The following is an 18,212-nucleotide window of genomic DNA, read 5'->3' as shown; positions in this document are numbered from 1 at the left end:
CGCGTAGGATGGACGCTTGAGACATATTCGTAGATTATTGACATATGTCTTAGCGTGCTACAAAGTGACGATGTCGAGGCGGGCTGCCCGGTCGCCTTCGGCCCGGAGAGGAAAGCCCATGATCGTCATCACCGGTGCCACCGGTCGACTGGCCACCGCGGTGGCCGGTCACATCCGTCGCCTCGATCCGGGGCAACGGATCGTCGGTGCCGCGCGGCGACCTGCCGCCGCGGCAGCCGACGTCTTCGACGACGTCCGCTATGCCGACTACGACCGCCCCGACACCGTGCTGTCGGCCCTCAGCGGCGCCATGACGGTTCTGCTTGTCTCCGGCACTGCCTTTGGGCAGCGAGTCGCCCAGCACCGCACCGTCGTCGATGCCGCACAGCGAAGTGGAGTCGACTTCCTCGCCTACACCAGTGCGCCACGGGTGGACAGCACCGAGTTAGCCTTCGGCCCAGAGCATTTGGAGACCGAACGACTCGTCCGCACCTCCGGGTTGCGCCATGCGCTACTGCGCAACAACTGGTACCACGAAAACTACGCCCCGACGGTCGCCGAAGCGGCCGCCACCGGGTCCTTCACCGGCAATGCCGCGAACGGTCGCGTCGCCAGTGCCGCCCTCGAGGACTACGCCGAGGCCACCGCCGGCATCCTGGTCAACCCGACCGACCACCACGACCGCACCTACGAACTCGCCGGCGACACGAGCTGGACGTACAGCGAACTGGCCGAACTCATCGGGCAAATTCTCGGCAGACCCGTCGCCTATCGTGATCTCAGCACCGCAGATCGCCGCGCCCAACTGATCACCGCCGGTCACACCGCCGCCGAGGTCACCGCGGCAGCCGACATCGACCGCGACATCGCCCACGGCGCATTGGATTTCACCGATCACACCCTCAGTCGGCTTCTGGGTCGCCCCACGACGCCGCTACGGGCGACCGTGGAGGCGGTGTTGGAGACCACCGCACGCGAAAGGCTCGCTCGATGACCCTGCAGGACGCATTCGACCTTCGCATCGACGTCGACGCGCCCGTACTGATCGGTGACGCAGCCACCAACGCCACCCCTAGGATCTGACATGCCAACCGACCCGTCCGCCGAGCAAGTAGAAGACCTCAGGTTGCTCGTGTTCGATCAACTGGCCACCCTTGGCCGCGTCGAGACCGCCGAGCAGCTCGCCAGCACCCTGCACCTCACCGCTTCTCAGACCGCCGCCGGGCTCCGCGCCCTGCACGCCAGCCGAGACCTCGTCCTGGACGACGCCGACCACATCGTGCTGGCCCACCCCTTCGCCACCGTCGACTTCGGCTTCTCGGTCATGGGCCGGGCCACCATCTGGTGGGGTGGATGCGCCTGGGACGCGTTCGCCATCCCACACCTGGTCCCCGCCGAACCCGAGACGCTCGTCGCCACCCGGTGTCCTCGGTGTCGAACCCCCCACGCCTGGAACGTCACTCGCGTGGCACCGCCCACCGGCGACCAGGTCGTGCATTTCGCCACCCCCATGGCCCGTGTCTGGCAGGACGTCGTGCACGCATGTCGACGTCAGCGCATCTTCTGCGACGACGCCTGCCTGGACGCCTACCTCGTCGACCACTACCCCGACGAGCCCGGCTTCCGCTTCGACGTCCCCACGCTGTGGCGCCTGGCAGGTCACTGGTACGAGGGCCGACTGGACCGCGGATACCAGCGTCGCGAGCCCGCCGCCGCCGCGTCCTACTTCGCCTCCGTCGGTCTGACCGGGCCGTTCTGGGACACCACGGCGCCGAAGGCTGCGCCATGAGCGACGACCTCCTCGACCTCGCCGTGGACGCCGCCGGCGGTCGCGAACTGTGGAACACCGTGCACGCCTTGCGCGTCGACCTCACCGTCGGCGGACCGATCTGGGGCGTCAAGGGCTGGCCGGCTGCGAGCTCGTTTCATCAGATCGTCACCGTGGACACCCGCCGCCAACACATCAGCTTCGACCCGTTCACGCATCCCGACCACCACCTCACCTTCGACGGCGCGACCGACACCGTTACCATCAGCGCCGAGGACGGGCGCCTCGTCGACGCGCTGCGCCCCGCACGGTCCAGCTTCCACGGAATGCTGCGCAACAGCGTCTGGGACGCAGCACATCTCGGCTACTTCCTGGGATATGCCTGCTGGAACTACTTCACCGCACCCTTCCTGTTCACCCAACCCGGGTTTCGCACCACAGAACTCTCGCCCTGGCACGAGGCCGGCCAGACCTGGCGACGGCTGGCCGTGGACTTCCCGTCCTCGGTCGCCACCCACAGCCCACACCAGGTGTTCTACTTCGACGCCTTCGGCGAGCAGCGTCGCATGGACTACGTCACCGAGGTCAACGGCAGCACCCTGGTCGGGCAGTACAGCAGCCGCCACGCCACGTTCGACGGCCTGCGCCTGCCCACCCGCCGCAGGGTGTTCCGTCGCAACCCCGACGACACGGTCAACCTGAACATGCCCGCGATCACCCTCGACGTCCACCACGTCGACCTAGTCACCACCGACCGACAGGACCGACACCCGTGACGCACCCCTCCGCCGTCGAACATACCGTGCGCAGAATCGTGGTACCTCTGCCCCATTCCTACGACGCGGCACGGCATCTCTTCGAAACCCTGGTTCCAGCAGCAGATCTCGCCCGCTTCTACCAGTTGGCCACCTGGCAGGCCTCGCTCGAGCTCGCGGAGGTCAACGCCCCTCGTGGGTTCATGGTCTATCACCGCCTGGACCTCACCGCGCTGATGGCCGGTTCCCAATCGTTCTGGAAGGCAACCCAATACACGATGGGCAACCACACCATCGCCGAACAGATGTTCCGCAGCGATCCCTCGGTCATGTTGCACGCACCGTTACGCGTGCTCATCTACGACGACCCCGCAGGCACCACCAACCTCGCAATCGACCAACCCAGCACACTGTTCGACAGCTACGCCAATGCCGACGTCAGCGCCGTTGGCGATCGTCTCGACGGGCTGGTGGCCGAGCTGATCACACTCCTCGGCGCGGCAGTGCCACCCGAGTTCGAAGCCGCCACGACGTGCTGACCAAGGGGTCCGTGCTCGCAGCCGCATACGACCGAATCGTGGACTCCTTCCTTCGCACCCGCGTAGGCGGATGGACCAACCTGCACGTGATGACCCCCGTCGACGCCCGGCTGATGCGCTGGACCGGAGGCCGATTGAGCACCGCCTTCGGCTCGAAGTTCGGCCCACACGCGGTCTTGTTGCGCTCGACCGGGGCCAAGACCGGGCATCTGCGCGAGGTTCCCTTGGTCGCCACTCCGGATGGCGACGACTGGATCCTCATAGCGTCGGCCACCGGCCAAGCGCGCAACCCGGCGTGGTACCACAACCTCAAGGCCAACCCCCACTGTTCGTTGCTCGTGCCGCACCGCGGGCGAATCGACTGCGTCGCGCGCGAAACCACCGGGCCCGAGCGCCATCGCGCGTGGGACGCCGCCAACCGACATTACGGTGGCTACGCCACGTACCAAGCCCGCACGGATCGCGCGATACCGGTGATGATCCTCAGCCCGCGAAATGCGCCGGCGACGCCGTCGTAGTCCGGCCAGCGGCTCGGCGCGACGATCCCCGCTACAGGTCGAGCGCGCCCACGGTCGCCCCCGGGTTGGGTCCGAGCAGGGCCGCCAGCCGAGGACTGAGGTCCCGGCTCGCGCGACGCAGCGGCCCCAGTAGCCGGGACATGGCCTCCGGGGTCATGCGCGATGCCGGACCGGCGACGGTGAGGGCGCCCAGCACCGCCCCCGGTGCGGCAGGGTCGTCGAGATCGGCCTGCATCGGCACCGAGATGCCGTTGACGCCGACGTGGTTCTCCCCAAACGACATCTCGTAGCCCTGCTCGCGGATGACGGTCATGGCGTCGGGGTCGACCCCCGTGAACCCGGCTCGCTCCGCTTCGGACAGATGCGCCAGGATCACGCGGCCGCTGGCGCCCGCGGTGAGTGGTGACCTCTCCCCCAGCATGCCTGCCGGATCGACGACGGGACCCGTGGGCGACGGCACCCCGAGCACGAGCACACGGAAGTCGCCGGCGCGCAGATGCACGACGGCCGCCTCGCCGCCGTCGGCCACCAGGCGTGCCAGCACCGGGTACATCAGGCGCATCATCGCCGGTCGTGGACCGATGACGGTGGCCAGCGCGATCGATCGACTGCCCAGTCGATAACCGGACCGACCAAGGTGATGCAGGAACCCGTCGGCTTCCAGTGCGCTCAGCAGTCGGAACGCATAGGACTCGGAAAGTCCAGCGCGAGTGGCGATGTCACGCAACGTCGCCGGCTGCTTCATGCCGGCAAGCATCTCCAGCAGGTGCAGTCCGCGCAGCGCCGTCGTGGCCACACCGACAGAGTACTTGCCGAATCCGCAAGTTGACTGGCGGTGGTTCGCGAATGCGGGCTGCAATGTGGCATGAGCACATTCGCCGACACTGGCGCGGCACCCGTCGTGGTGGCGGCACCGAGCGCACCCGACGGACCGACCGGCCGACTCGCCACCTGGGCGCACGCCGTGAGCCGGGACGACATTCCCGACCCGGTGTACCAGCGGGCAGTCCACCTCCTGCTGGACGGCATCGGATGTGCATTGGTGGGCGCCCAACTGCCGTGGTCCCGCATCGCCACCTCCGCCGTGCTGGGCATCGAGGGTCACGGCGACGCGCCGGTGATCGGTACCGGCCGCACCACCACACCGGCCGGCGCAGCGCTACTCAACAGCACTTTCATCCAGGGCTTCGAACTGGACGACTTCCATCCGCTGGCGCCGCTGCACTCCGCGGCGGTCGTCGTCCCCTCGATGTTGGCCACCGTCGCCCACCTCGGCCACCCCGTGAACGGCCACGACCTCCTGCTGGCCGCGGTCACTGGATTCGAGACCGGCCCACGAATTGGTCTCGCCCTCGGCGGTGCGGCGATGCTCTCCCGCGGCTGGCATTCCGGAGCCGTCTTCGGCGGCATCGCCGCGGCGGTGGCGTGCGGGCGGCTTCGCGGCTCGAGCCCGGCGGTCGTCGAGGACGCCATCGGATTCGCGGCCACTCAGGCATCGGGTCTGATGTCCGCTCAGTACGAGTCCATGGGCAAGCGGATGCAACATGGATTCGCCGCCCGCAACGGCTTCTACTCCGCCGCACTCGCCGACGCCGGATTCACCGGAATCGACCAGGTGCTCGAGCGCCCCTATGGGGGATACCTCTCGGTCTTCGGTGAAGGCCACCACCCTGACGTCGACGCTCCGAGCCGAGACCTCGGAACCCGCTGGGAGACAACGCAGATCATGGTCAAGTCCTGGGCAGTCATGGGAGGCCTCCACGGCGTGGTGGAAGCAGCGCGAACGTTGCGCGAGCGCCTCGACGGACACGCCGTCGATCGCGTCGACGTCCGGGTCGGCGACGTGGTCTACCACCACGGCTGGTGGACTCCGCAGCGCCCTCTGACCGCCGTCGGCGCCCAGATGAACATCGGTTACGTAGCGGCAGTCACCCTTCTCGACGGCGTCGCGCTACCCGAGCAGTTCACACCCGCACGGCTCGACGCCGACGACGTGTGGGAATTGGTCGAGCGCACCCACGTCGAACTCGACCCCGCCATCGACGCCCTGCCCATGACGGAACGGTTCCAGACCCACCTCGTCCTGACCCTCGCCGACGGCACCCGGCTCAGCGCCTCGGTGATCGCCCCGCACGGCAACCCCCTCGACCCGGTGACCAATGACGAAGTCGTGCAGAAGTTCCGCAGCCTCACCACGCGGGTGATGCCGCACGCACGGGCTGCCGAGATCGAGCGGGCAGTCCTCGACCTTCCCGACGCCGACGACGTGGCATCGTTGATCGAGCTGCTCGGCGACCCCGTCGACGGGGCACTGGACCGATGACGACGACGGCGCGCCAGCGGCTACGCGATCTGCTCGATCAACACCGGCTGATCGTGGCCCCCGGTGTGTACGACGGCATCTCGGCACACCTGGCCAAGCGGACCGGACACACCGCGGCCTACCTCACCGGCGCCGGGGTCGCGGCCTCGGGCTATGGATTACCCGACATCGGGCTGGTGACCCAGACGGAGATGGTCGACCGTGCGCGAATGGTCGTCCGCGTGCTCGGCGACGTGCCGTTGCTCGCCGACGCCGACACCGGTTACGGCGCACCGATCAACGTGATCCGCACGGTTCGGGACTACGAGGACGCCGGCGTGGCCGCGCTGCAACTCGAGGATCAGGCCTTCCCCAAGCGATGCGGCCACTTACCCGACAAGGAACTCGTCACCGCCGACGAGTTCGCCCGCACCCTGTCAGCCGCGCTGGAAGCCCGTCGCGACGACGCGATGCTGCTGATCGCCCGAACCGACGCTCGCGGCCCGCTGGGGCTAAACGAGGCCATTCGGCGGGCCAACCGCTACGCCGCAGAGGGCGCCGACCTGATCTTCGTCGAAGCCCCGCTGGGCGACCAGGAGATCGAGCGAATCGCCGCCGAGGTCCAGGCACCGCTGCTGCTCAACCTGGTGATCGGCGGTCTGACGCCGCATCAGTCTGCCGAGCGGCTGGAACGCCTCGGATACGCGGTGGCCATCCACCCGTCGGCCGCGCTCGCACCGGCGGCCCTCGGCGCGCTCACCGGCCTGTGTGGTGTGAACGGGGCGAGCGCCGAGGACTTCGTGCCGACCACCCCCGAGGGCTTCTTCGACCTGGTGGGCATGGCCGAGTGGTTCGCCCTCGGCGAGCGATTTCGACTCCCCACACCCGACCAGGAGACCACACCATGGGCATGACGATGATCGAACGGATACTGGCCCGCAAGGCGGGCACGAGCGAAGTGAAGGTTGGTGACACCGTCACCGTCGACGTGGACATGACGGTCCTCATCGATCTGCAGTTCGCCACGATGTGGCTGCGTCCCTTGCGGATACACGATCCGGCGAAGGTCGCGATCGTCATGGACCACGCGGTTCCGGCTCCGACCATCAAGGATGCGGCCGGTGGTCCCAAGGCTCGGCAATTCGCGGCCGAGTTCGGCATCGAGCGGTTCTACGACGTCGGCAGGCACGGCATCTGCCACCAGGTGATCGCCGAGAACGGTCTTGCCCGACCCGGAGAAGTACTGGCCTGCACCGACAGTCACACCTGCGCCGGCGGCGCGTACAACACCGCCGCGCGGGGTCTTGGCCCCGCGGAGGTCTACTCCATCCTGTGCACCGGATCCACCTGGTTCCAGGCCGCTCCGACGATCCGGTATGAGTTCGGCGGGTCGATGCCACCCGGAGTCAGCGGCAAGGACGTCTTCTTGCACATCGCCAACGCCTACGGCGACGCCACCAATCAGAACCTCGAATACGGCGGCCCAGGTCTGGCGTCGATTCCGCTGCACGACCGGCGCACGATCGCCACCCAGGGCGCCGAGGTATCCGCGGACTTCTCCACCTTCGCATGCGACGACGTCCTGACCGAGCACTTCGAGACGCTCGGTGTCACCGACTACGAACCCACCTACGCCGACCCCGACGCCACCTACGTCGCGGTCCGCCACGTCGACCTCTCGACGTTGGTGCCCTACGTCGCCCGCCCGGGCACCGTGTCGCGCAACGGTGTTCCCGTCACCGACGTGGAGCCGCGCAACATCGACCAGGCCTTCATCGGGTCGTGTGCGAACGGCCAACTCGACGACCTTCGCATCGCCGCCGAGGTCCTGCGGGGCCGACGCGTGGCCACCGGAGTCCGACTAATCGTCACACCAGCCAGCCAGCAGGTCTACCGCGACGCGATGCGCCTGGGCTATCTGCAAGACATCGCCGACGCCGGAGCAGTGGTCACCAACGCCACCTGCGGAGCCTGCTTCGGCTATCATATGGGCGTCGTGGGTCCGGGTGAGGTCTGCCTGACGTCGAGCACCAGGAACTTCACCGGCCGGATGGGGTCGACCGATGCGGAGATCTACATGGCGTCCCCCGCCACGGTCGCCGCCTCGGCCGTGGCCGGCTACATCACCGACGCGCGAACGGCAACGGCATCATGACGAATCTCGAAGTCACCGGTCGGGTGTGGGTATTCGGCGACGACCTCAACACCGACGCAATGTACCCACCCGACGCCATGAAACTGGATCTCCCCGAGGCGGCCAAGATGGTCTTCTACCAAGTCCGGCCCGGTTGGACCGATCAGGTCCGACCCGGGGACGTCGTCATCGCAGGACGGAATTTCGGCGTCGGATCGTCACGGCCTGTCGCAGCGCTGTTCGCCGAACTTGGCGTCGCCGCGTTGGTCGCCGAGGAATTCAACTCCCTGTTCTTCCGCAACGCCGTCAACACCGGCCTGCCGGCGATGACGATCCCCGACGTCACGGCCGCGTTCGACGACGGCGACACCGGCACCTTCGACATCCGCACCGGAAGATGGCGCAACGACACCACCGGCGCCGGAGGCGACGTACCCGTGCTGCCCGATCTCATCCTCGAGATCCTCTCTTCTGGAGGTGTCCTTCCCCGACTGGCCGAGAACGGCTATCTCCCAGCCGAAATGGCCGATCAACTGCGTTCACCGACGATCGCCGCCATCGGGACGGGCAACGGTGCCTGAGCTCTTGGGTCGCCTGATGCGTCCCGTCAGGTCTTCGGCCCAGCGGAGTCGTCTCGCGCAGATCGAGACCCCCCTGGGTCTGGTCGTGACCAGTCCCTCGTTCGCCGACGGCGCGCCCATCCCCCGACGGCATGCGGGCCGCGGCGTTGGTGACGACGTGTCGCCCGCGCTGGCGTGGACCGGCCTACCCGACGCCACGAGCACGGTGGTGTTGATCATCGAGGACGACGACGTACCGCTTCCCCGTCCGCTGTGGCACACCGTCGCCGTGCTCGGCGGCAGCGTCGTCCACCTCGACGAGGGGGCGCTCGGCCCGGATGCCTCGGACGTCGTCTTCCTCAAGACCCCGCTCGGGCGGCGCTACTCCGGACCGAGACCCATTCCAGGACATGGCGTGCACCACTACCGCTTTCACGTCTTCGGGCTGTCGACGCCACTGCGGCCAGACACGACCGGCCGCACTGAACTCCTACGAGACCTTCGCGCGACAGCCACCGCATGCGGCACACTCACCGGTACCTACCGGCGCCCCTAGCTTCAGGGGCCGCGAGCGGTGGGGTGTGGAGTTCGCATTCGCAAACCGCCGAGGGAACCTGTTGGCCGTCGGACACCGCCCACGCGACGGCGACCTTCGAACGCGGGGTGTGCACGTGCCAGGCGACGTCCGAACACTCATCGCGAACCCAGACGGTCGCGGCCCTCGGTAGTCGTCAGACTTCGATGACGATCTTGCCGACGGTGCGGTGGCTCTCGAGCAAGGTGTGGGCGGTCTTCATGGAGTCGGCCGTCAGACCGGCGAGCAGAGTCGTCACGATGGGTCGCACCCGACCGCTGCCTGCGAAGTTGCTGACGGTCTCGAGGATGTCGCCCTGACTGGTGGGGTCGGCGCCGTTGACGAGTTGGTTGAAGACCATCTCGGTGTGAAGGGACGCAGACTTTCCGATTAGGGGAGCCAGGTCGACCGGCGTTCCGACGTCGACGGTCGACACGTGGCCGAAAGGGCGGATCACCGAGGCGATCTGGTTCAGGTTGTCGGCCGTGGCGGCGGTGGAGAACACCATGTCGACCTGTGCGATGCCGGCTTGCCGTAGTTGGTCGCCCAGATCTGCGGTGTGGTCGATCACCAGGTCCGCGCCCATGGTGCGGCACCAATCGCGCGATTCCTGACGTGAGGCGGTGCTGATGACGAACGCATCGGTCTTGGTCTTGAGAAGTTGGGTTGCCAGCGAACCCACTCCCCCGGCACCCCCGATGATCATCACCCGATCCACATCGGGCGGAAGGGCCGACCGGTCGCGGAAGATGGCCTCCCAGGCGGTCAGCGCTCCGATGGGCAGCGACGCCGCGTCGGTGAAGGACAACCCGTCGGGGATCGTAGCGATGATCCGGTTGTCTACGGCCAGCCGTTGCGTCCAACAGCCGTCGCGCATGACGTCACCGGTGCCCATCACCCGGTCGCCGACGGCGAACCCGGTTGTCGCGGAGCCGGTTTCGACGATCACCCCGGAGAACTCCCAGCCAAGGATGACGCGACCGCCTGGCTCGGCGCTGCGTGCTGAGCGGATCGACGCCTCACCGGGGTTCACCCCGATCGCGCGAACCTCGACCAGCACGTCGGTGTCGCGCACCAGGGGTTCTGCGACCTCGACGAGTTCGATGGCGAACTCCTCCAGGGGGTGTGCGCGCTCATAGGCGAGAGCTTTCACGATGATTCTCCGTTCCGAGTGGGCTCGTTGGTCACCACAGGCGATCAGTCCTGCCTGAGGGCGTGGAGTGCGGAGAGGGGGCCGCCACCGACCTGCATGAGCCGACCGCCGTCACGGAGCGGCCCGACGTCAACCGGTGCGAAACCCAACCCCTCGAACACCTGCTGGAAGGTTGCCTTGGCCGGGGCGTCGTCACCCGCGTAGAACAAGAGTTGACGACCGGCCTCGTGCCGTGGATCGGGGATGATGTAGCGGGCATGCAAGGTGTTGAACCCCTTCACGATTCGGGCACCCGGAGCAAGCGAGGCGACCCACTCGCTACCGGTCGACTCGCCGAGATCGGCGACCTCGAGGGGATCCGCCTTTGCGAACTGGTTGGTGGCGTCGACGAGTATGCGGCCGTCCCAGGACGGCAATCCGCCCAAAGCCGCCTCGACGTTCCACCACGGCACCGTGAGGAACACCATGTCGGCGCGCGCTGCCTGGGCGACCGTTCCCGCCGACGCCAGTGGCCCCAGGGTCGAGACCACCTCGTTCAGGGTGGACGGCCCACGGCTGTTGCTCACCACCACCCGGTGACCGGCCGCTACCAGGTGACGGGCAACGGCCTGGGCGATGGTCCCGGCACCGATGGTTCCAAAGTTCACGATCTTCCATCCGTCGCATCAATGACGAACGTCATTGATGATCTTAAAATGTCATACGTCATCAATAGATGTCAAGGAGAAGGCGTGCGCTATTTTGATGATGGCCGCCATCGAACGTCGGGCATTCCCCGGCGGGCCCCGGGGGCCGCCGGCGAAGGGAGAATCGATGCCTCGTATCTCACGTGAACAGAAGGAGCGCAACCGCGGACGCATCGTCGCGGCCGCCGGGGAAGGATTCAAGGCGCGTGGTATCGACGGCGTGGGCATCGACGACCTGATGAAGGCCGCCGGCATGACCCACGGCGGCTTCTACAACCACTTCACCTCCAAGGAGGATCTCGCTTTGGAGGTTCTCCACCAGGGGTTCACCGATTCGCTCGACACCGTCGCCGCACTGGTCGACGATCACGCCCGCTCCGCTCGCGCTGCCCTCCACGCCATCGTCGATGCCTATCTCAGCACCGACCACCGCGACCATCCCGAACACGGATGCGCGTCGGCTGCCCTGGCCGCCGACGCCGGGCGTCATGGAGTCAAGGCCCAACAGGAGTATCGACGTGGGCTGCAGGGCTACATCGACGCATTCACCGATCTGCTCAAGACCAGCGCACGCCAGAGGGGGACGAAGCTCGACTCACGCAAGGCCCGCGAGCTGGCCATCGCGCTCTTCAGCCAGATGGTGGGAGCCCAGCTCATCGCTCGCGCCGTAGCCGAAGTCGACCCCCAACTGTCCGACGAAGTCTTGTCGTCCAACGTCCACGCACTTAAACGCCTGTGAACGAAACCCGCCCCGACACCAGTCGGAGCGGGTTCACGCGGTCGGGCTGACAGGATTTGAACCTGCGACCCCTTGACCCCCAGTCAAGTGCGCTACCAAGCTGCGCCACAGCCCGCGACGCTGCCGGGATCACCGGCAGCCGACGAAATGTTACAGGAGCAGGGCGGTGGACTCCCAACCGCATCACCCAGGCCCCCCGCGGGTACTTGATCCCCGTGGCTCCGACGACGCGTGACGACACTCCCCTATGGCTCTTCGCCGACCAACTGGGCCCGGCGGTGCACGGCGGTGAGCACGCACATCGCGAGGTGCTTCTGGTCGAGGCCACCGCCGCACTGCGCAAGCGCCGCTACCACCGGCAGAAGCTGCACCTGGTCGTCTCGGGGCTTCGGCACGCCGAGCGCGACCTCGGCGACCGGGCAACCCTCGTCACGTCCGACACCTACACCGACGCGCTCGAGCAGTACGGCCGCCCGGTGCTCGTCCACGAACCGACCTCGCACGCCGCCGAGCGGTTCGTGCATCGCCTGCAGAAGCAGGGACTCGTCACCGAGGTCTTGCCCACCCCGACATTTGCCCTGCCTCGCAAGGACTTTCAGCAGTGGGCAGGTGACCGTACCCGCTTTCGCATGGAGGACTTCTACCGCGATCAGCGCCGCCGGTTCGACGTCCTGATGGACGGGCGCGAGCCCGTGGGCAGCCGATGGAACTACGACGAGGACAACCGCGAATCCCCACCCAAGAAGCAGAAGACCCTCGGCCTGCCCAAGCCATACCAACCCCGCGAAGACGACATCGACGAGCGCGTGCGTCACGACCTCGACGCGATGGACCTCGACACCGTCGGCGTCGACGGCCCTCGACTGTTCGCGGTCACCCCCACCGAGGCCAAGCGCGCCCTGCAGCGGTTCCTCGAACACCGACTCCCGGAGTTCGGCCGCTACGAGGACGCCATGATGGGCGACGACTGGGCGATGTCGCACTCGCTGCTGTCGGTGCCGCTCAACCTCGGCGTCTTGCATCCGCTCGAAGCGGTCGAGGCGGCCGAAAAGGCCTACCGCGACGGTCAGGCGCCACTGGCTGCCGTCGAGGGCTTCATCCGCCAGATCCTGGGCTGGCGTGAGTACATGTGGCACCTGTATTGGCACTTCGGTCCGAAGTACACCAAGAACAATGCCCTTGGCGCACAACGGAAACTGCCCGACTGGTGGGCGAACCTCGACGCCGACGCCGTCACCGCGGAGTGCCTGCGGCACGCGTTGATGGGCGTTCGAGACCGCGGGTGGAACCACCACATCCAACGTCTGATGATCCTGGGCAATCACGCCCTGCAGCGTGGGTACCAGCCGGCCGAACTCACCGAGTGGTTCGCCACCGCCTACGTCGACGGCTTCCGCTGGGTCATGCCGACCAACGTCGTCGGCATGAGTCAACACGCCGACGGCGGCCTCCTGGCCACCAAGCCGTACGCCTCCGGCGGGGCCTACATCAACAAGATGAGCAACCATTGCGGCGACTGCGCCTACGACCCCAAGAAGCGCCTCGGCGACGACGCGTGCCCCTTCACCGCTGGCTATTGGAACTTCGTCAACGAGCACCGCGACATGCTCGCGAAGAACAACCGCACGCAGCGGGTGGTGGCGAACATGGACCGGCTCAAGGACCTCGACGCCGTCCTCGAACAAGAGGCACATCGCGAAGAATTCTGATCCGACGCGCCTAGGATCGAGTCATGTCCGACGACCTCGCCATCACCGATGTTCCCTTCACCCATGACCCATGGGTGGCGGCCAAGAGTCGCTACGACTCCATGCCCTACCGCCGCGTCGGGACGTCGGGCCTGCTGCTCCCGGCCATCTCGCTGGGCCTCTGGTACAACTTCGGGGACAACCGGCCCTTCGACGTCATCCGCGAGGTACTGCGTCACGCCTTCGACCGCGGGATCACCCACTTCGACCTGGCCAACAACTATGGCCCGCCCTATGGGTCCGCCGAGGAGAACTTCGGCCGGATGATGCGCCGCGACTTCAAGCCGTATCGCAACGAGATGATCATCTCCACCAAGGCCGGCTGGGACATGTGGCCCGGCCCGTACGGTCAGCTCGGCAGCCGCGCCTATCTATTGGCCAGCCTCGACGAATCGCTCGAGCGGATGAGCCTGGACTACGTCGACGTCTTCTACTCCCACCGCATCGACCCGGTGACGCCGCTGGAGGAGACGATCGGCGCCCTCGACACGGCGGTGCGCGCGGGTAAGGCTCGCTACGTTGGCATTTCGTCCTACTCGGCGGCCAAGACCGCCGAGGCGTCGGCCATCGCGCAGCGCCTCGGCACCCCCCTGGTCATCCACCAGCCCTCCTATTCTCTGTTGAACCGGTGGATCGAGGGCGGCCTGACCGACGAGTTGACCAAGGCGGGCATGGGCGCCATCGCGTTCACCGCGCTCGGCCAGGGCCTGCTGACCGATCGCTACCTCGAGCGGGCCGCAGCCGACGTCGACCGTGCCACGGCGCGTCCCACCTTCGACGACGACCTGGTCACCGACGAGGTCCTCGGACAGCTGCGTGGGCTCGCGGCCATTGCCAAGGACCGCGGTCAGTCCCTGGCGCAGCTCGCACTGGCCTGGGTGCTGCGCGACCCCGCGGTCGCGTCGACGCTGATCGGCGCCTCCAGCGTCGAACAGCTCGACGAGAACCTCGGGGCCCTGGACAACCTGGACTTCACCGACGACGAGCTCGCCAAGATCGACGAGTACGCGTCGGACTCCGGCATCGACCTCTGGCGCGAGAGCTCGGACGTCTAGACCGCCAGCAGGCGCCACAACCCAATCAGCCCGACGATCACGATGATGATTCGCAAGGCGAGGGGCGACAGACGCCGCCCGTAGTGCGCCCCGAGGAAGCCGCCCGCCAAGGAGCCGACGGCGATGAGCCCCGCCGCCACCCAGCTGATTCGGTCGAATGCCACCAGGGTGTACGCCGCGGCGGCCACCACGTTGACCAACAGCGACAGCAGGTTCTTCGCCGCGTTCATCCGCTGCATCGACTCGGGCAGCAGCGCCCCCATGATGCCGATGAGCAAGATGCCCTGGGCGGCGGTGAAGTATCCGCCGTAGACGCCGACGGCAAACGTCCCCAACACCAACAGAACCATTCGGCCCCTGGATATCGGTGCGCCTTCCTCCCCGGACCGCTTATTGGCCCAGGCCTGAATCTTCGGGCCAAACACCACCAGCAGCAGGGCGCCGATGAGCAGCACGGGCACGACCGCGACGAACACCTTCTCCGGTAGGTGCAGCAGCAGCCACGACCCCAGGATCGCCCCCAGGAGGGATCCCGGGATCTGCCACCGCAGCCGCTTCCACTGTCCGCGGAGCTCGCGACGGTAACCCCAGGTCCCCGAGACACCGCCGGCCACCAGACCGACTGCGTTCGACATCGTCGCCGTGACGGGCGGAAAGCCCAGCGCCACCAACGTCGGGAACGTGATCAGGGTGCCCGAGCCGACGACCGCGTTGATCGCGCCAGCTCCCACCCCTGCCAGAGCGATCAGAATCATGTGGGCGACGGACACCGGTCAAACCCTATCGGGCCGAGAACGGCCGCCCGTCAGCGCTTCTTGCCGCCTGCCGACCGCTTCTCCCGAACCCGCACGTTGATCTTGATGGGGCTGCCCTCGAAGCCAAACTTCTCGCGCAGCTTGCGCTCGATGAAACGGCGATAGCCCGCCTCCAGGAAGCCCGAAGTGAACAGCACGAAGGTCGGGGGCCGGGCCGTCGCCTGGGTGGCGAAGAGGATCTTGGGCTGCTTGCCACCTCGCACGGGCGGCGGCGTCGCGGCGACGAGCTCCTTGAGGAACGTGTTGAGCTGTCCGGTGGTGATGCGCTTGTCCCACGACGCGAGCGCGCTCTCCAGGGCCGGCACGAGCTTCTGCACCGCACGGCCGGTCTTGGCGGAGATGTTGACCCGCTGCGCCCACTGCACCTGCTCCAAGGACAGGTCGATCTCGCGATCGAGAAGGAAACGCCGGTCCTCGTCCATCAAGTCCCACTTGTTGAACGCCAGCACCACCGCGCGACCGGCCTCGATGACCATCGAGAGCACCCGTTGGTCCTGCTCGGTCAACGGCTGCGAGGAGTCGATGAGGACGATGACGACCTCGGCCGAGTCGATCGCACCGTGAGTGCGCACCGAGGCGTAGAACTCGTGCCCGCTGGCTTGGCCGACCTTGCGCCGCAGACCCGCCGTGTCGACGAAGCGCCAGAGCTTGCCGCCCAGCTCGATCAGCGAGTCGACGGGGTCGACGGTGGTGCCCGCGACGTCGTGCACCACCGACCGCTCCTCGTTGGCGAGCCGGTTGATCAGTGAGCTCTTGCCGACATTCGGCTTGCCGACCAGTGCCACGCGGCGTGGGCCACCGGTGGTCGAGCCCATCTCGGAGACCTCGGGCAGCACCTCGAATACGGCGTCGAGCAGGTCGGCCACACCGCGGCCGTGCATCGCGCTGACCGGGTGCGGCTGCCCCAGTCCGAGGGACCACAGCAGCGCCGCCTCGGACTCCATCTTCTCGTTGTCGACCTTGTTCGCAGCCAGGAACACCGGTTTGCCCGACTTCTGCAGGCGCTTGGCCGCGGCCTCGTCGGCACTGGTCGCGCCGGTCACCGCGTCGACCACCAGAATGATGGCGTCGGCGGTGCGCATGGCGACCGTGGCCTGCTCGGCCACCAGCTGCTGCAGACCCTTGGCGTCGGGTTCCCAGCCGCCCGTGTCCTGCACCATGAATCGGCGACCCAACCAGTTCGCGTCATAGGACACCCGGTCGCGGGTGACGCCGGGGATGTCCTGCACCACGGCCTCGCGCCGACCCAGGATGCGGTTGACCAACGTGGACTTGCCGACGTTGGGCCGTCCGACGACCGCGACGACCGGCGGTGGGGCGAACTCGGCCTCCAAGTCCCCGAACTCGACACCCTCGGGGGGCAGCTCCCAGTCACTCTCGTCGGACCAGGTGCCGTCCGCTACGTCGTCGTCGCTCATCGTCGGGCCTTCTGTTCTTCGCGCATGCGCTCGTCGAGATGCTCGACCAGGTCGAGAAGCCTTGCCACGGTTTCGGATTGGGACATGTCACTGCTGTCGACGACGATCGCGTCGTCGGCCGCCCGCAAGGGCGACACGGCGCGGGTCGAGTCGAGGTGGTCGCGACGCAAGACGTCGGCCAGCACGGCGTCGTAGTCGCCGGGCTGACCGGATTCGACGTTCTGGTCGTTGCGGCGGCGGGCCCGCTCCTCCGGCGACGCCGTCAGGTAGACCTTGAGATCGGCGTCCGGCAGGACCACGGTGCCGATGTCGCGGCCCTCGACCACCACGGCGACGGTGCCGTCGGCCAGTTCGCGTTGCCGCTCGACGAGCCGAGTGCGCACCTCGGGGACGGCGGAGACCGCCGAGACGGCCTTGGTCACCGCGTCGCCGCGAATCTCGAGCGAGACGTCTTCTCCGCCAAGGAAGTACAGGTCTTCATCGGGGTCGAAACCGACGGCCAGGTCGACACCAGCGGCCAACTCGGCCACGGCCACGGCGTCGTCGGGAGCCACTCCCGCGCGCAACACGGCCAGCGTCACGATCCGGTACATCGCACCGGTGTTGAGGTAGCGCGCGCCAAGGGCCCTCGCCAAACCCCGTGACACTGAAGACTTTCCGGTGCCGGCCGGACCGTCGACTGCGATGGTCAAAGGGGCACTCACATTCCCACCGCCTTGTAGAGTTCGCCGACCTCTTTGCTGGTGAGAACCCGGATGCTGCCCGGCTTCTGCTCGCCGAGGCTGACCGTGCCGATGTCGGTGCGCACCAGGTCGGTGACGGGAAAGCCGACCGCGGCCAACATTCGTCGCACGATGCGCTTTCGCCCCTCGTGCAACGTCACCGAGACCAGCGACTTGCCGGGCACCGCGTCCACCATCGCGAAGTCGTCCACGTGGATGGGGCCGTCGTCGAGCTCGATGCCCTCCTTGAGCTTCTTGCCCAGACCGCGCGGCACCGACCCGACGACGGTGGCCAGGTAGGTCTTGGGCACTTCGTAGGACGGGTGCATCAGCCGGTGCGCCAGTTCCCCGTCGTTGGTCAGGATCAGCAGCCCCTCGGTGTCGGCGTCGAGGCGGCCGACGTGGAAGAGCTTCTTGTGGCCGCGCACCCGGTACTCGACCAGGTCGCCGACGCAGGGCCTGCCCTGGTCGTCCGACATCGTCGAATGCATCCCGCGTTCCTTGTTGATCGCGAGGTAGACCATGGTGTCGTCGCGCCGGATCTTCACGCCGTCGACGCGGATGTCGGCGTTGTCGGCGTCGACCCGGGTGCCCATCTCGGTCACGATGTGACCGTCGACCTCCACCCGGCCGTCGCGGATCATGCGTTCGGCGACGCGGCGAGAGGCAACTCCCGCCTGAGACAGCACCTTCTGCAGTCGCGTGCCTTCGTCTTCCTCGCTCATG

The 18,212-nt window shown here is 67.4% G+C and carries 20 protein-coding genes and 1 tRNA gene; 13 read left to right on the top strand and 8 right to left on the bottom strand.

Annotation, left to right across the window (positions count from 1 at the left end; translation table 11 throughout):
* Window positions 1-118: 118 nt before the first annotated feature.
* From H7K45_RS05550 to H7K45_RS05530, 5 genes are all read left to right on the top strand, one after another.
* Complete coding sequence (locus H7K45_RS05550) at window positions 119-994, top strand: NmrA family NAD(P)-binding protein (RefSeq protein ID WP_263994782.1); 876 nt, start codon at window positions 119-121, stop codon at window positions 992-994.
* A 90-nt stretch (window positions 995-1,084) separates the two neighbouring features.
* Window positions 1,085-1,789 carry an organomercurial lyase gene (gene merB / locus H7K45_RS05545; protein ID WP_263994781.1) on the top strand — a complete coding sequence of 235 codons (705 nt, stop codon included), beginning with the start codon at window positions 1,085-1,087 and terminating at the stop codon, window positions 1,787-1,789.
* The gene (locus tag H7K45_RS05540; RefSeq protein WP_263994780.1) at window positions 1,786-2,544 is read left to right on the top strand and encodes a hypothetical protein; all 759 of its coding nucleotides are present in this window, start codon (window positions 1,786-1,788) and stop codon (window positions 2,542-2,544) included. The genes merB and H7K45_RS05540 overlap by 4 nt, the downstream gene beginning before the upstream one ends.
* Window positions 2,541-3,062, top strand: coding sequence for a DUF302 domain-containing protein (locus H7K45_RS05535; protein ID WP_263994779.1), 522 nt, complete (start codon window positions 2,541-2,543; stop codon window positions 3,060-3,062). Before H7K45_RS05540 ends, H7K45_RS05535 begins: the two co-directional genes overlap by 4 nt.
* An 11-nt stretch (window positions 3,063-3,073) precedes the next feature.
* Window positions 3,074-3,580 (top strand): nitroreductase/quinone reductase family protein, encoded by a 507-nt coding sequence (locus H7K45_RS05530; protein WP_263994778.1) that lies wholly within the window; start codon window positions 3,074-3,076, stop codon window positions 3,578-3,580.
* A 31-nt stretch (window positions 3,581-3,611) separates the two neighbouring features.
* Here H7K45_RS05530 and H7K45_RS05525 read toward each other — a convergent pair whose 3' ends face one another.
* Window positions 3,612-4,376: an IclR family transcriptional regulator gene (locus tag H7K45_RS05525; RefSeq protein WP_263994777.1), complete on the bottom strand. Its 765-nt coding sequence runs from the start codon at window positions 4,374-4,376 to the stop codon at window positions 3,612-3,614.
* A gap of 69 nt (window positions 4,377-4,445) precedes the next feature.
* Between H7K45_RS05525 and H7K45_RS05520 the strand changes: the two genes are divergently transcribed.
* The 5 genes from H7K45_RS05520 to H7K45_RS05500 all read left to right on the top strand — a co-directional run bounded on the left by H7K45_RS05520 (window position 4,446) and on the right by H7K45_RS05500 (window position 9,132).
* Complete coding sequence (locus tag H7K45_RS05520) at window positions 4,446-5,903, top strand: MmgE/PrpD family protein (RefSeq protein ID WP_263994776.1); 1,458 nt, start codon at window positions 4,446-4,448, stop codon at window positions 5,901-5,903.
* Window positions 5,900-6,796 (top strand): isocitrate lyase/PEP mutase family protein, encoded by an 897-nt coding sequence (locus H7K45_RS05515; protein ID WP_263994775.1) that lies wholly within the window; start codon window positions 5,900-5,902, stop codon window positions 6,794-6,796. Before H7K45_RS05520 ends, H7K45_RS05515 begins: the two co-directional genes overlap by 4 nt.
* Window positions 6,787-8,037: a 3-isopropylmalate dehydratase large subunit gene (locus H7K45_RS05510; RefSeq protein WP_263994774.1), complete on the top strand. Its 1,251-nt coding sequence runs from the start codon at window positions 6,787-6,789 to the stop codon at window positions 8,035-8,037. The genes H7K45_RS05515 and H7K45_RS05510 overlap by 10 nt, the downstream gene beginning before the upstream one ends.
* Window positions 8,034-8,597, top strand: a complete 564-nt coding sequence (locus tag H7K45_RS05505) for a LeuD/DmdB family oxidoreductase small subunit (RefSeq protein ID WP_263994773.1) — start codon at window positions 8,034-8,036, stop codon at window positions 8,595-8,597. The genes H7K45_RS05510 and H7K45_RS05505 overlap by 4 nt, the downstream gene beginning before the upstream one ends.
* A gap of 85 nt (window positions 8,598-8,682) precedes the next feature.
* Window positions 8,683-9,132: a YbhB/YbcL family Raf kinase inhibitor-like protein gene (locus H7K45_RS05500; protein WP_263994772.1), complete on the top strand. Its 450-nt coding sequence runs from the start codon at window positions 8,683-8,685 to the stop codon at window positions 9,130-9,132.
* Window positions 9,133-9,307: 175 nt separating this feature from the next.
* On the opposite strand, the gene H7K45_RS05495 is transcribed toward H7K45_RS05500, so the two are convergent.
* On the bottom strand, window positions 9,308-10,303 hold the full coding sequence (locus H7K45_RS05495) for a zinc-binding alcohol dehydrogenase family protein (protein ID WP_263994771.1): 996 nt from the start codon (window positions 10,301-10,303) through the stop codon (window positions 9,308-9,310).
* Window positions 10,304-10,347: 44 nt separating this feature from the next.
* A complete protein-coding gene (locus tag H7K45_RS05490; RefSeq protein ID WP_263994770.1) occupies window positions 10,348-10,950 on the bottom strand; it encodes an NADPH-dependent F420 reductase in 603 nt (200 codons plus the stop codon).
* A 166-nt stretch (window positions 10,951-11,116) separates the two neighbouring features.
* Between H7K45_RS05490 and H7K45_RS05485 the strand changes: the two genes are divergently transcribed.
* Window positions 11,117-11,728 carry a TetR/AcrR family transcriptional regulator gene (locus H7K45_RS05485; RefSeq protein WP_263994769.1) on the top strand — a complete coding sequence of 204 codons (612 nt, stop codon included), beginning with the start codon at window positions 11,117-11,119 and terminating at the stop codon, window positions 11,726-11,728.
* Window positions 11,729-11,769: 41 nt separating this feature from the next.
* Here the strand turns inward: H7K45_RS05485 and H7K45_RS05480 are convergent.
* A tRNA-Pro gene (locus tag H7K45_RS05480) sits at window positions 11,770-11,843 on the bottom strand.
* 100 nt (window positions 11,844-11,943) lie between these two features.
* On the opposite strand from H7K45_RS05480, the gene H7K45_RS05475 reads away from it, so the two are divergent.
* Both H7K45_RS05475 and H7K45_RS05470 read left to right on the top strand, forming a co-directional pair.
* A complete protein-coding gene (locus tag H7K45_RS05475) occupies window positions 11,944-13,437 on the top strand; it encodes a cryptochrome/photolyase family protein (protein ID WP_263994768.1) in 1,494 nt (497 codons plus the stop codon).
* Window positions 13,438-13,460: 23 nt separating this feature from the next.
* Window positions 13,461-14,531: an aldo/keto reductase gene (locus tag H7K45_RS05470; protein ID WP_263994767.1), complete on the top strand. Its 1,071-nt coding sequence runs from the start codon at window positions 13,461-13,463 to the stop codon at window positions 14,529-14,531.
* Here the strand turns inward: H7K45_RS05470 and H7K45_RS05465 are convergent.
* The 4 genes from H7K45_RS05465 to H7K45_RS05450 are packed head-to-tail and all read right to left on the bottom strand — an operon-like array spanning window position 14,528 to window position 18,211.
* A complete protein-coding gene (locus H7K45_RS05465; RefSeq protein WP_276069636.1) occupies window positions 14,528-15,286 on the bottom strand; it encodes a sulfite exporter TauE/SafE family protein in 759 nt (252 codons plus the stop codon). The two genes, H7K45_RS05470 and H7K45_RS05465, sit on opposite strands and share 4 nt — an antisense overlap.
* Before the next feature lie 50 nt (window positions 15,287-15,336).
* Window positions 15,337-16,764, bottom strand: a complete 1,428-nt coding sequence (der, locus tag H7K45_RS05460) for a ribosome biogenesis GTPase Der (RefSeq protein WP_263994765.1) — start codon at window positions 16,762-16,764, stop codon at window positions 15,337-15,339.
* Window positions 16,761-17,468: a (d)CMP kinase gene (gene cmk, locus H7K45_RS05455; RefSeq protein ID WP_263994764.1), complete on the bottom strand. Its 708-nt coding sequence runs from the start codon at window positions 17,466-17,468 to the stop codon at window positions 16,761-16,763. Before cmk ends, der begins: the two co-directional genes overlap by 4 nt.
* Window positions 17,465-18,211, bottom strand: a complete 747-nt coding sequence (locus H7K45_RS05450; RefSeq protein WP_263994763.1) for a pseudouridine synthase — start codon at window positions 18,209-18,211, stop codon at window positions 17,465-17,467. The genes cmk and H7K45_RS05450 overlap by 4 nt, the downstream gene beginning before the upstream one ends.
* Between the last annotated feature and the right edge of the window lies 1 nt (window position 18,212).

This window comes from Mycobacterium yunnanensis (assembly GCF_025823185.1).
In the GTDB taxonomy this organism is placed as follows: Bacteria; Actinomycetota; Actinomycetes; order Mycobacteriales; family Mycobacteriaceae; genus Mycobacterium; species Mycobacterium yunnanensis.
Note: the sequence above shows the minus strand (reverse complement) of the source record. Positions and strands in the feature narration are given on the sequence as shown.